The organism is Pseudomonas frederiksbergensis (assembly GCF_035751725.1).
GTDB lineage: Bacteria > Pseudomonadota > Gammaproteobacteria > Pseudomonadales > Pseudomonadaceae > Aquipseudomonas > Aquipseudomonas frederiksbergensis_A.
The window spans coordinates 2,235,361-2,247,209 of the sequence record NZ_CP142104.1 but is presented as its reverse complement, the minus strand read 5'-3'; the positions used below and the strand labels follow the sequence as shown (position 1 = coordinate 2,247,209).

At 58.7% G+C, this 11,849-nt stretch carries 13 protein-coding genes; 6 read left to right on the top strand and 7 right to left on the bottom strand.

Going from position 1 to position 11,849, the window contains the following annotated elements; genetic code table 11:
• Positions 1-188: 188 nt before the first annotated feature.
• Genes VQ575_RS10095 through VQ575_RS10085 form a run of 3 tightly spaced genes read right to left on the bottom strand, consistent with a single transcriptional unit; the run spans position 189 to position 2,971 of the window.
• A complete protein-coding gene (locus VQ575_RS10095) occupies positions 189-1,190 on the bottom strand; it encodes an NAD(P)H-quinone oxidoreductase (RefSeq protein WP_325919578.1) in 1,002 nt (333 codons plus the stop codon).
• Entirely contained in the window at positions 1,191-1,523 is a 333-nt protein-coding gene (locus VQ575_RS10090) for a carboxymuconolactone decarboxylase family protein (protein WP_039592939.1), read from the bottom strand.
• Between the two features lie 11 nt (positions 1,524-1,534).
• Complete coding sequence (locus tag VQ575_RS10085; protein ID WP_325919576.1) at positions 1,535-2,971, bottom strand: NAD-dependent succinate-semialdehyde dehydrogenase; 1,437 nt, start codon at positions 2,969-2,971, stop codon at positions 1,535-1,537.
• 221 nt (positions 2,972-3,192) lie between these two features.
• On the opposite strand from VQ575_RS10085, the gene VQ575_RS10080 reads away from it, so the two are divergent.
• Positions 3,193-4,119 (top strand): LysR family transcriptional regulator, encoded by a 927-nt coding sequence (locus VQ575_RS10080; RefSeq protein ID WP_039592937.1) that lies wholly within the window; start codon positions 3,193-3,195, stop codon positions 4,117-4,119.
• Positions 4,120-4,195: 76 nt separating this feature from the next.
• Here VQ575_RS10080 and VQ575_RS10075 read toward each other — a convergent pair whose 3' ends face one another.
• From VQ575_RS10075 to VQ575_RS10065, 3 genes are all read right to left on the bottom strand, one after another.
• Entirely contained in the window at positions 4,196-4,447 is a 252-nt protein-coding gene (locus VQ575_RS10075; RefSeq protein ID WP_039592936.1) for a DUF2790 domain-containing protein, read from the bottom strand.
• 530 nt (positions 4,448-4,977) lie between these two features.
• Positions 4,978-5,598: a hypothetical protein gene (locus tag VQ575_RS10070; RefSeq protein WP_325919573.1), complete on the bottom strand. Its 621-nt coding sequence runs from the start codon at positions 5,596-5,598 to the stop codon at positions 4,978-4,980.
• 223 nt (positions 5,599-5,821) lie between these two features.
• Positions 5,822-6,340 carry a hypothetical protein gene (locus VQ575_RS10065; RefSeq protein WP_045155680.1) on the bottom strand — a complete coding sequence of 173 codons (519 nt, stop codon included), beginning with the start codon at positions 6,338-6,340 and terminating at the stop codon, positions 5,822-5,824.
• A 330-nt stretch (positions 6,341-6,670) separates the two neighbouring features.
• Here VQ575_RS10065 and VQ575_RS10060 point away from each other — a divergent pair, with 330 nt between their 5' ends.
• The 4 genes from VQ575_RS10060 to VQ575_RS10045 all read left to right on the top strand — a co-directional run bounded on the left by VQ575_RS10060 (position 6,671) and on the right by VQ575_RS10045 (position 10,537).
• Positions 6,671-7,357, top strand: a complete 687-nt coding sequence (locus VQ575_RS10060) for an SOS response-associated peptidase family protein (RefSeq protein ID WP_039592933.1) — start codon at positions 6,671-6,673, stop codon at positions 7,355-7,357.
• Positions 7,358-7,468: 111 nt separating this feature from the next.
• Positions 7,469-7,849 (top strand): RidA family protein, encoded by a 381-nt coding sequence (locus VQ575_RS10055; RefSeq protein WP_039592932.1) that lies wholly within the window; start codon positions 7,469-7,471, stop codon positions 7,847-7,849.
• 438 nt (positions 7,850-8,287) lie between these two features.
• On the top strand, positions 8,288-8,623 hold the full coding sequence (locus VQ575_RS10050) for a DUF6124 family protein (RefSeq protein WP_325919571.1): 336 nt from the start codon (positions 8,288-8,290) through the stop codon (positions 8,621-8,623).
• A 150-nt stretch (positions 8,624-8,773) separates the two neighbouring features.
• Entirely contained in the window at positions 8,774-10,537 is a 1,764-nt protein-coding gene (locus VQ575_RS10045) for an L-lactate permease (protein ID WP_039592930.1), read from the top strand.
• Positions 10,538-10,596: 59 nt separating this feature from the next.
• On the opposite strand, the gene VQ575_RS10040 is transcribed toward VQ575_RS10045, so the two are convergent.
• Positions 10,597-10,932, bottom strand: coding sequence for a hypothetical protein (locus VQ575_RS10040; protein ID WP_039592929.1), 336 nt, complete (start codon positions 10,930-10,932; stop codon positions 10,597-10,599).
• A gap of 246 nt (positions 10,933-11,178) precedes the next feature.
• Here VQ575_RS10040 and VQ575_RS10035 point away from each other — a divergent pair, with 246 nt between their 5' ends.
• Entirely contained in the window at positions 11,179-11,835 is a 657-nt protein-coding gene (locus tag VQ575_RS10035) for a polysaccharide lyase family 7 protein (protein ID WP_039592928.1), read from the top strand.
• The last annotated feature ends 14 nt before the right edge of the window (positions 11,836-11,849 follow it).

Below are 11,849 nucleotides of genomic sequence, written 5' to 3'. Positions count from 1 at the left end.
CACCCGATCCAGATGACCGCTTCTGGCCGATTGCTGCCGACCGCTTTCGGCCAATAGCTGCCTGTCACGATTGGCCCGGTTGTCGCGATCAGCCGATTTAGAACGCACTGCTCAGAGGTGGTCCCCAACCCGTTGAAGGTACCCACTAAGGGCACCTTTTTTCAGCTCTATCCCCAATGTGGCCAGACTTAAAGCAAGTCTTCAAGCTGCATCGTCAAAATGATTTTCCCGACGTTTTCGGAAGACTCCATCCGGCGATGCGCATCGGCAGCCCGTGCTAGCGCAAAGGTGCTATCAACAACCGGCTCAAGGCTTCCGGCACCCTCGAAGCGATCAAGCCAGTGCTCGCGGAAGCGCTTGATCATGGCGTGTTTCTCCGGTTGCGTGCGCGACTTCATGACCGTACCGATGATTTGCAAATGGCGATAAAGAATGTCCTCCAGCGCCACCGTAACGTTGCCGCCACCGCCGAGAATCCCCACCTGAATGAGGCGGCCGCCGCGTGCAAGGGACGCGACGTTGCGGGCGAAGTAGGGCTCACCGATAAAGTCGATGATCACATCGACGCCGCGACCCTGGGTTTTGTCAGCGATCACTTCAGCGAAGTCCTGCGTCTTATAATCGATCGCCACGTCAGCGCCCAAATGCTCGACACGCGCCAACTTGCTGCCTTCGGTCGTCGCATACACCGTGGCGCCGGTGGCGTAAGCCAACTGCACCGCGGCTGATCCGACGCCGCCGGCGGCCGCGTGAATCAGCACCGAATCGCCAGCCTTGAGTTGAGCCAGGTGCATCATTGCTTCATGCGCCGTGACGAAGACCTCGGGAATGGCTGCTGCGTGTACATAGTCAAGCTGCGCGGGGATGTGCATCGCCATGCGGTAATCGATGCGTGCCAACTCGGCGTAGGCACCGCCGCCGACCACGCCCATGACTCGATCTCCGACCTCGAACCCCGTCACCGCTTTACCTTTGCCGATCACTTCGCCGGCAATTTCCAGTCCGATGATCAGCGAGTCACCGAAATTCGGATGGCCGTACCCTCCGGTCCGGTGAGTCAGATCCGCACGGTTCACCCCGGCGGCATAGACACGTACCAGCAGGTCGTGAGGACGGACTTCAGGATTGGCGACTTCGACGAGTTCAAGGACGTCTGGCGAACCGAATTCTCTGATGTTGATGGCTTTCATTCAGTTGATCTCCGTTTCGCTGAACGTGGCGTTGGCAATAGCAGACGCAGTGATGGCGCCAGGGAAGCCCACGTAGAACGCCAGGTGCGTGATGGCTGCCCCCAGTTCGTCTTGGGTCACACCGTTGCCAGCCGCACGGCGTAAGTGGGCTGGCAACTCTTCCGAGTGCCCAGCGGCAATTAATGCTGCCACGGTGATCAGGCTACGGTCGCGCGGGGACAGCGCCGGGTCACTCCATATCTGCGGATAAAGCGTCGAGTCGACGAATTGCGACAGCTTTGGCGTGAACGCGCGCGCGGCTTCGCGAGGACTGCTGAAGTTGAGCTTGGACATGGGCGAGTTCCTTAAACCTGGCTGATGAATTTGTGGGTGAGATAGTGTTCGATGCCTTCAATGCCGCCTTCGGAGCCGTGACCGCTTTCTTTCATGCCGCCGAACGGGAGTTCGGTCGCGACGATGCGGTATTGGTTGATGCCGATCATTCCGGCCTCCAATCCGTCGGCGACATCAATGGCCGTGCGCGCGCTGGAGGTAAACGCGTAGGCCGAGAGCCCGTAGGGCAGGCGGTTGGCTTCTTGCAGCCCATCGGCCAGTTCATCGAACGGCATCAGTACGGCGATGGGGCCAAAAGGCTCTTCGTGCATGACGCGGGCGCTTATCGGTACATCTGCCAGAACCGTGGGTTGGAAGAAGTAGCCCTCGCCTGACAAGGCTTCGCCACCGACCAATACCCGTGCACCTTTCTCGACGGCATCGGCGACCAGTTCTTCCATTTTTGCCAATTGCCTTGGGTTGGCCAAAGGTCCGACCTGAGTATTCGGATGCAGGCCGTCACCGATTCTCAGGGCTTGGGTCGCCGCGACAAAGTGATCGACGAAGGCTTGATAGGCGCCACGCTGGATCAAAAACCGAGTGGATGAAATGCACACCTGCCCGGTGCCGCGAAAGCGGTTCGCGACGCCTTCGATAGCGGCTTTTTCAATGTCGGCATCTTCGAAGACCAGCACCGGTCCGTGCCCACCGAGTTCAAGGGTGATGGGCTTCACGCCTTCGGCAGCGCGTGCAGACAGCAGGCGCCCGATCGGCACTGAACCGGTGAAGGTCACTTTGCGAATGATCGGCGAGGCGATCAGATGGCTGGACACTTGATCCGGCACGCCGAAGACCACTTGCAGCACACCCTTGGGCAATCCAGCATCGTCGAGTGCACGCGCCAGGGCCAGCGCTGTGGAGGGGCTTTCTTCACCGGGTTTGAGAATGACGCTGCAACCGGCGGCCAGCGCTGCCGAGAGCTTGCGTGCCGGGGTGATGGCCGGGAAATTCCACGGTGTAAATGCGGCCACTGGGCCGATGGCCTGGCGTTTGACCAGTTGCAACACGCCTGGACGGTTGGCCGGGACCACACGGCCATCGATACGCCGGGCGCTTTCGGCAAACCATTCGAAATAATCCGCCGCGCGGGTCACTTCATCCAGGCTTTCATTCAGCGGCTTGCCTTCCTCCAGGGTCATCTGCGCGGCGATCTGCGGTGCGCGTTCGAGGATCAGGTCGGCGGCACGCTTGAGGATCTTGGCGCGTTTGTCAGGCACGGTCTGGCGCCATTGCTCGAAGCTCAGGCGAGTCACTTCCAAGGCGTGATCAAGGTCGCCTGCGGTGGCGAGTGGGACGCGCCCGATTTCCCGGCCGGTTGCCGGGTTGACGACGGCGGCAGTATCGCGCCCTTCGGCACTTTTCCATTCACCACCGATGAAAAGATAAAGCGGGTCGTAGGAGGTTTTCATGATGTGCCCTTCAGTTGGTTATCAGAGATTCGTATGAAACCCGGCGCCTGTTCAGGCGGCCTGTGCAACCAAGTCTATGGAAGGAGGGCCCATTGATTTAGACGGGCCAGAGGGAATCATTGTTGTCGCCAGAGGTAATATCGAGTGGCGAGCCGAACGTGTAGGATCCGGTAAAAATGCGCGTTATCACGGGTGAGCGTCAGATCTACAGGAAGGTCGCGATGGATAAGCTTTCGAACATGTCGGTGTACATAAAGGTTGTCGAAATGGGCAGTTTCACGGCCGTGGCCAATCATCTGAATTCCACGGTCGGTAACGTCTCGCGTGCTGTCTCTGCGCTGGAAAACGTGCTCGATGCGCGCCTGTTGCAACGCTCGACCCGACGCCTGTCGGTCACCGATGCGGGGCGACGGTTCTATGAGCGCTGCACGAAAATTCTGGCTGATCTGGAGAGTGCCGAAGCCGAAGCCAGCAATGCCGCGCTGGAACCTCGAGGAACACTGAGGGTGCATTGCGTTCCCGGACTAGCCCGGCATCTGGTCACCGGGGCCGTGCTGGAATACCGCCAGCAATTCCCGGAAGTGACCGTGGATTTATTGCTCTCGCAACGCATGCCTAACCTTTTGGAAGACCAACTGGATGTCTCGATTCTGATCGCCCGCGCGCTCCCCGATTCGGCGTATGTCAGCCAAAAGATCGGTGTCAGCCATTGTGTGCTGGTGGCGTCGCCAGACTACCTGGCCCGGCACGCGGCCCCGGAGACGCCTGAAGATCTGCGCGATCACCAGTGTCTTTTGTTGGGTACCGTGGACTATGTGCGGGATGAGTGGCAGCTAAAGAGCAAAGCGGGGGACGCGACATTTGTCCCGACAGGTCCAAGTTTCAGCGTCAACGATATGGATGCGATGGCGCTTGCCATTCGAGAGGGCGCGGGGATTGGCTTGCTGGCCGGGTTCACGGCCATCGACGATTTGCGTTCCGGCAAGCTAGTGCAGGTTTTGCCTGACTACCATACCTATGAGCGCAACGTGTACGCCGTCTATACCTCTCGGCAGTTTGTCGATGCAAAAATTACCCGGTTTATTGAAACGCTGAAAGATCGGGTTGGCAGTCAGCTGGCAGCCACGGCCCAAGCACTAATCGATTGAAACAATGCGTGGCAAAAAAGTATTTGCGCCTCGATGAGACCACTCTCCGAGGCGCAATGATGGGCGAACATCTGACTTAGCCCTGGCTGCAACGGCCCATGACGTCATAGGCCAGTACGTGCTGTTTTCCTTGTGAATCCTGGTAGGTCATGTACGTCGGCACTACAGCGCAAACATCTGGCACCGGGTCTTCAGAGATGACCTTGGCGACATCAAGGTGGGTGCCATAACCGTATTGCTCTACAGGTTGAGTATTTGCAGCGCCGTCCTGTGCCGCTACCACAGAGCTGAAGCCCAAGAGTGCGACGATGATCATTGCCGTTTTCATAATGAGATTTCCTAAAGAAAGTGTGATGTTGCTGGCAGGACGTACTTTAGGTTCGAGGGTTTTCTGGAAACAGGAGCGAATCAGGGAAAGACTTTTCCAAATTTCGAACACAATGTGAGGATGTCTGACTTAAAGGCTATTCGTCTGTGACCGTCCGCTATTGGCCGACAGCAGCCCGTCACGCTGCCGTTTAGCTCGACGGAGATGTGCATTGACGTAAGATCGCCGCCCCCAAAAAAACAGGGAGGAAATCGGGGCCAGACCACGATTTTGGCTCACAGTCGGACTGTCTCATAATCGTGATTTGTCCCCGTTCCCCAATTAATGTCAATGGGTGGCGCTGCTGTCGACCTAGGGACTTCAGACGCTTGAGCGGATGCTAAAAGCCTTGTACCTGCTGCCTGTGCATCTTCGAGGGCGGCCGTCGCGAGCCGAGCCGCCGGGGAGTCTCGGCCCTTCGGGCATTCATCCTTCACACCTACGGGCTTCGGCCTGCGCGCACCGCTTGCGAGGGAACGCACCACTCCTCATTAATCTGTAACCTTCGGGCAAGGGTTGAAAACCTCGGTTACGTCGAGTGTTGTATGCCACGGGATGGCAGTGCCTGACACCATTCCGCCTACGGTTTGCTGTCGACCCGACTTGCGCACATATCCACCATCCGTTCCAGTGAAGACGTGCTGCCCTGGCTTCGTCAGATAATCAAAGAAACTGACCTTCACAGGCACATTCATTTGTCCACCTGGCGTAATGACGGCGAGCATGATCGCTCGGTCTTTGGTAAATACAACGAACGGTTCGACTCCAGTGCGACCACCAACTGTCTTCACGCACTGCACTTGTTCTGGGAGGATGCGTGCGGTTTCAGTGTAGGTGTGGTTGTTGTAGAGGCTGAGGATCAGGCCTTTGCTGGTCAACACTCCCAGGCCTTGAGTGGCCCTGCAGCTGCCTTCGCTTCCATATGGGAACAAGCACCAGTTCGTTTCCGACACGGCTTGAATATCCGATGGTGCAATTTTCAGATCGCGCTGGATTTGGGCTTTTGATTCCGGAGTGTCGTAAGGGATCATCACGCATCCCCCGACTGTCACTGCTGCGATGAGGCCGATGGCCGCAGCTACGTTTTGGATTGATGATTTGAAGGTGGTCATTATTCGCTCTCCTTGCTGTATGACCACCACTGGAAGGCTGTGGTGATTTTGGTAGCGAACCTTACGGCATGGGCGGCAAACAGTCATCCTCGTGCTGATAGCTGGATGGGTAGATGACTTGACTGGACGCTTGTTAAAGTTCTGCGGAAACCGGAGACAGACCTACGATTTGGGCTCACCTGTCATCGGACTGTCTCATAATCGTGGGCTCTCCCCGTTTCCCCTATTTAACGAACTTCAGGCATGCGAACCCAGTCTTGATTTGCAGCTTCTGAATGGGTTCGACGCTCTCTTGGTCGCCAACTTTCTTGAGCACGCCTACGCCGCAGAAATACTCGTCGCGGTCAAGAATGGGAAGAATACCTGCCTTGGGCTTGATCGAGAAATCTTCGATTAAGGTATAGGTGGCGCCCTTCTGTGGCGTGAAGGAGAACGGTATCTGACAAGCGCTGTTTCCTGCGACCTTCCAATAAGTGAGGATCAGCTCCTTATTCACGGCGACACGCGATTCGATGTAACCGCCGTTAGAGGGCAGGACGGTGTAACCCGCATAGCATCCATTGTCACTGAACGTCATGGCATCCAGTCTCGCACCACTTCCAGCCTTGAGGCGAACCGTTGCAAAGGGTTCATCCGGACCGGGAACGACATACTGCTTGCCCTGCAAAAAAGAAGTGCAACCGCTCATTAGCAACGCGCCGGCCAGCAAAATACAACGGCCGGATTTTTGATAGAGGTACATCCATCTCTCCCTGATTCCATTGGGTAACCCATTCCGGGGCTTGGGACTGCCGGATTGCGGGCTGGATAATACTGTACGAGGTCACATGCCAACCAGTATTCAGGCACAGGCATGGAGAACGAGGCTCTTCTCCGCGAAGACGATGAGTGGTCGCGTAACTGAATGAAATGCCGTTTGATTTCCGCTCATCCGATCACGACAAGGATTTTCGAACCAAGCGTTGGCGTACCGGCTCGGAGCTACATAACACCGCCGCAGCCCACCGAGGATGACTCGGTCCCGCGGCTTTCACGGCGGGGTGAAAGTCCAAATCTGCCTGGAGTTTTCGCGATGTGTGAATGTTTCGTTCAGCCTGTCTCTGCCAAGGATTCCCTGGCGTTCTTTGCCCAGCGGGATGCCTTCGGCGCCCACAACAACCCAGGCCTGTCGGCCGACAGTCTTCACGCCGCGGCAGCTCCTGCGCTCCATGATCGACAAAGCGTGATCAAGCCGAACATGCAGGTCAGTGCCATCCGCAACCGTGGCGGGCATCTGGAGAGCATCAAGGTTCGCTGGGGGTGGTCGCCCGTCTGGTCGATGGGCACCATGCCGCCGCTGACGCACCTGCCCTTGCACCTGGTAATGCGCTCCAAGGTATTTGACCGGATCAAGCGCGACGGCCGCGTCCTGGTGGCAGTGGACGGCTGGTATGAAGAAGCCGCGGACACCAGCGCGCCCGCCCAGGCCAAGCGCCTGAGCTATACGACTTCGCGGCAGTCGTCGCCCATCTTCCTCGCCGCCCTGGCCCAGGCCAGCGAAACGCCCAACGGTTGTGACGGACTGGCCTTGGTGACGTATGGCGACATTGCCAATCAACAGCAGCGGCTGCTGGCCTTCACCGGGGAAAATGCCCTCGAATGGTTGCGCCCTGATCTGGATTGGGAGCAAGCGCGACACATGGCCGCCCACGTGGCTGTCGACGAACCGCAACTGGAACATGTGCTGACCGCCAGGCGCATGGTTCAGGGCCGACGGTGACCGCGGCCCACGCCAGAGGAAATCGCTGACAGCTCGAAGATCGGCGCTAAACTGGCAGGCCAGTCGCTTTGAAGTGGCTGGCCTTTTTTCTTTGACGAGCTAGAGACTTCCATGGCGAACCAAGACATCACGTTCACTCCCGACCCGGACACGGACTCCATCTCTTCCGACGTCGCCGGCTTCGGCGGCCTGCTGGTTTCCACGCAAATCCCCACCCGCGCCGACGGCAGCCTGGAACTGGGCGACATCACGCTGCAGAGCGAGTGCACGTTGCAGGCGCTCAAGACCGCACTGGAACGTGCCGGCAGCTCCATGGACCGCGTGTTGCACCTGACCATCTACCTCACCGACATGGCCGATCGCGCGGCGTTCAACGAGGTGTACAAGCGCTTCTTCGCCAAGCCTTGGCCTGTACGCGCGGCTGTCGGCGTGGCGGCCCTGGCGGTCGAAGGGATGCGAGTGGAAGTGACGGCGATGGCGGCGAAGGGCTGAGCCGCACGCCTCAGACATGCGAGTTGCTTTTGTGGTGAGGGAGCTTGCTCCCTCGCCACGGGTTTTGGGACATACCAGATTGCAGCTCCAGCAGCGGGCCTTGTTTATTCGGTTGTAGGATCCCTCGGGTTCGGGCTACATCGTCTTGCGTCGTTGCCTACAACTACGCCAGAATCCGCCGGCTTGTGCGCCTTGGGGCCGGGCTTTACTGTTGCTCGGTCGCTGAAAATCAGCGATCGGGTTTGGTAGCCCGGCTTTCTGGTGCAAGTGCAGCCTCATACAGGGGACTTCTACACCCTCTGTCTTATGGTGGTCATGCGCAGGGCGTCCTCGGACGCGCCGGGTTGCCAGGTAACCGGTCTACCAACCTTCGTATGGCCACCACCCTTCGTTTGGTAGCGAGGATGATGGCTCCAATTCTTATCTGGAGTTTCATCTATGTTCAAAGTAACCCCGAATCCACCCGACACCGATCCAGCCGACCCGAAAGAATTCGACAAAGCCGCCGATCGCGCCCTCGATTACTACCTCAAGCCCAAATCCTGCAAACCGACACCTGACCCAAGCCAACTCTTCACGGTGATCAACGGTGTCGACACCGAAGCCCTGCTTGCCAACCTCAGCGAAACCCTCGCCTCGGCCAACGCGATGATCCACGACCTGGCGTTCGACCTGGACGGCTCGCGACGACACGTTGCCCTGGGCATCCTGCAGTTGATCGAAATGGGCGCCATGCTGGCGAACCGCGCGCTGGACAACGTCGAAGCGCGCTAGCCGCCGTTGCACAACTCCCCCTGTGGCGAGATAGCTTGCTCCCTCGCCACAGGGGTTTGGCTGGCAATCGCCTGGCAAATCCCCGCCTATACTTCTCTGCCAATCCCCCCGGGGGCCTGCACTTCCAACAATAAAAAGCAGAGGTGGAACATGGTCTGGCAACAAGTCTACGATCCCTTCGGTAATGCGGTGCTATCGACGTTCCTGGCGGCGGTTCCGGTGGTGGTAATGCTGGCGTCCCTGGCGTTCTTTCATGTCAAGGCGCACCTGGCGGCGCTGTATGCCCTGGCCTCGGCGTTGCTCATTGCGATTTTCGCTTTCGGCATGCCGGCGGACATGGCCGGTTCAGCGGCGCTTTATGGCGCGGCCAACGGGCTGCTGCCCATTGGCTGGATCGTGCTCAACATCATCTTCCTGCACCGGCTGACCACCGAGAACGGTTCGTTCAAGGTCCTGCAGGATTCCCTGGCGCGCATCACCGATGACCGCCGCTTGCAGTTGCTGTTGATCGCCTTTTGTTTCGGCGCATTCTTCGAGGGCGCGGCGGGTTTCGGCACGCCGGTGGCGGTGACCGGCGCGATCCTGATCGGGCTGGGTTTTTCGCCCCTCGCCGCCTCGGGCCTGGCGTTGATTGCCAACACCGCACCCGTGGCGTTTGGCGCCCTGGGCACGCCGATCATCACGCTGGCAAAAGTCACCGGGCTGGATGAGATGGAGTTGTCGATGATGGTCGGTCGGCAACTGCCGTTCTTCTCGGTGATCGTGCCGTTCTGGCTGATCTGGGCGTTCGCCGGCTGGCGCAAGATGCTTGAAGTGTGGCCCGCGATCCTGGTGGCCGGTGTCAGCTTTGCCATCCCGCAGTTCGTGGTGTCGAACTACCACGGACCGATGCTGGTGGATGTGATTGCCGCGCTCATTTCGATGGCCTGCCTCGCGGGTTTCCTGAAAGTCTGGAAGCCCGCCACGGTGCATACCTCGGCGGCGCTGACAGGGCGGCACGATGATTCGAAGATCGACGCCAGCGAACAACAGACGCCGGTGGCCAGCGCCGCGTTTTCCAATGACGCTCGACCCGCGGTGCTGCGCGCCTGGATGCCGTGGATCATCCTCACCGTGTTCGTGTTCGCCTGGGGCACCCAGGGCTTCAAGAACATTTTCGACACCCGCCCGGCCATCGATCCGCAGACCCAATCGGTCAAGCTCGATCCTCAAGGCAAGCCGATGCGCGAGGCAAATCCGATCTTCTCGCCGTTGCTGACCTTCGGCACGATCCATCAGCAGATCGAAAAAGTCCCGCCGGTGGTGCCCCAGCCCAAAACCGAGGAAGCGGTCTACAAGTTCAACTGGTTCACCGCCACCGGCAGCGGCATCTTCCTGGCGGCGATCGTAGGGGGCTTGTTGATGGGCTATTCCATCCCGCAACTGGCGCGCCAGTATCTTCGAACGCTGTGGGTGGTGCGCTATTCGCTGATCACCATCGTGGCGATGCTGGCGCTGGGTTTCCTCACGCGTTATTCGGGCCTGGACGCCACCATGGGCCTGGCGTTCGCCGCGACGGGTATCTTCTACCCGATGTTCGGCACTCTGTTGGGCTGGCTCGGCGTGGCGCTGACCGGTTCGGACACGGCGTCCAACGTACTCTTTGGAGGGTTGCAACGAGTGACGGCGGAGCAATTGGGCATCAGCCCGGTGCTGATGGCCGCTGCGAACAGTTCAGGTGGGGTGATGGGCAAGATGGTCGACGCCCAGTCGATCGTGGTCGCTTCCACCGCGACCCGCTGGTACGGCCACGAAGGAGAAATCCTGCGCTACGTGTTTTTCCACTCGGTGGTGCTGGCGATTCTGGTGGGCGGGCTGGTGACGTTGCAGGCGTATGTGGAGCCGTTCAGTCACATGGTGGTGGGAGGAAAGTAATCAGCAATGAACAAGCTCCTGTGGCGAGGGAGCTTGCTCCTTCGCCACAGGTAACGCGCTTACTGAACGCTCTTCAGCTTGACCACATCACCGGACACCGAGGTGGTGTAGCCGGTCAGGACCCAGGCCCAGAACCAGTTTTCCTGGACTTGGGTGTTGATCATGGCGTCGCCGCCCTTGGCTTTGATCGCGGCGGTCTGGGCGCGCACGAAACGGTTGTTCTGGCGGATCGGGATCACGCCGAACAGCAGCAGGCCGGTGGCCTTGGCTTCACTGTGACCAACGACGGTGTATTGGCTGCTGTCGTATTGCTGGGTCTTCATTGGGGTGCCGGTGCAACCCGCCAGGACCAGGCCGAACAGTGCGCAGGCGACAACTTTGCTGATGTGGTTCATTTGATGCTCCATGGGAAAACGCCCGGGATCCATCTCTCGGGCGGCGCGTACTTTAATCGATCAGCAACAAAAAGACACAACATCTCTCCCCCCATTTTTGGGATCGAAAGGTTCGTCGCAGAGCCATTCGTCAGGTGCGCCTCCAGCGAAACAGACCCTCGTCGATAGCATGAAGACTACGCCACGGAAGGCAGTTCTTGTCTTGACGGCCGCTACTATCGGCCGGTCCCGTTGGAGGGTTTTATCATGATTGACGTGACTGTCTGGAGCGTGACCCTGCCGGTGCAAACGCCCGCGCAGGTGGTGGCAACCAAAGCCATGCCCAGTTTGAACAACAAGTATTTCGACAATAACGGCCAGCGGATCATCTTCTGGGCGCCCGTCACCGGCTCCCATACCGGTAACAGCGACTATCCGCGTTCCGAACTGCGGGAAACCAGCAGGGACGGGAAACACCGCAACTGGCGCTACAACAGCGGCATCAACACACTCAAGGGCGAATTGACGGTCAACCAGGTGCCCTCGGAAGGTCGTGTGGTCGTGGCGCAGATTCACGCCAAGAATGCGCCGACGCCGTTATTGAAACTGGTGTACCGCTTTGAAAAGGGCACCGGCAATATTGACGTGGAATATAGGGTCAAGCCTAAGGACAAAAAGAGCCCGGTGATCTACACCGTGCCCAAGGTACCGCTGAACAAGTCCTTCTCGTACACGCTGCAAATGGACAAGCAAGGCCAGCTCTCGGTGCTGATTGGTAAAAACGGCAAGCAGGTCAAGCTGGACAAGTCCTGGCACGGCTACGATTTCTATTTCAAGGCCGGCGTCTACACCCTGGATAACAAGGGCTATTCCAATGAAGGCGGGAAAGTGACCTACACCAAACTGAGCGTCAGTCACAAGTGACTGACGCCCTTCCC

Coding starts and splice junctions, on each gene's coding strand:
- VQ575_RS10095 (WP_325919578.1), bottom strand. CDS start 1,190: ATGAAAGCCATCAACATCAGAGAATTCGGTTCGCCAGACGTCCTTGAA.
- VQ575_RS10090 (WP_039592939.1), bottom strand. CDS start 1,523: ATGTCCAAGCTCAACTTCAGCAGTCCTCGCGAAGCCGCGCGCGCGTTC.
- VQ575_RS10085 (WP_325919576.1), bottom strand. CDS start 2,971: ATGAAAACCTCCTACGACCCGCTTTATCTTTTCATCGGTGGTGAATGG.
- VQ575_RS10080 (WP_039592937.1), top strand. CDS start 3,193: ATGGATAAGCTTTCGAACATGTCGGTGTACATAAAGGTTGTCGAAATG.
- VQ575_RS10075 (WP_039592936.1), bottom strand. CDS start 4,447: ATGAAAACGGCAATGATCATCGTCGCACTCTTGGGCTTCAGCTCTGTG.
- VQ575_RS10070 (WP_325919573.1), bottom strand. CDS start 5,598: ATGACCACCTTCAAATCATCAATCCAAAACGTAGCTGCGGCCATCGGC.
- VQ575_RS10065 (WP_045155680.1), bottom strand. CDS start 6,340: ATGTACCTCTATCAAAAATCCGGCCGTTGTATTTTGCTGGCCGGCGCG.
- VQ575_RS10060 (WP_039592933.1), top strand. CDS start 6,671: ATGTGTGAATGTTTCGTTCAGCCTGTCTCTGCCAAGGATTCCCTGGCG.
- VQ575_RS10055 (WP_039592932.1), top strand. CDS start 7,469: ATGGCGAACCAAGACATCACGTTCACTCCCGACCCGGACACGGACTCC.
- VQ575_RS10050 (WP_325919571.1), top strand. CDS start 8,288: ATGTTCAAAGTAACCCCGAATCCACCCGACACCGATCCAGCCGACCCG.
- VQ575_RS10045 (WP_039592930.1), top strand. CDS start 8,774: ATGGTCTGGCAACAAGTCTACGATCCCTTCGGTAATGCGGTGCTATCG.
- VQ575_RS10040 (WP_039592929.1), bottom strand. CDS start 10,932: ATGAACCACATCAGCAAAGTTGTCGCCTGCGCACTGTTCGGCCTGGTC.
- VQ575_RS10035 (WP_039592928.1), top strand. CDS start 11,179: ATGATTGACGTGACTGTCTGGAGCGTGACCCTGCCGGTGCAAACGCCC.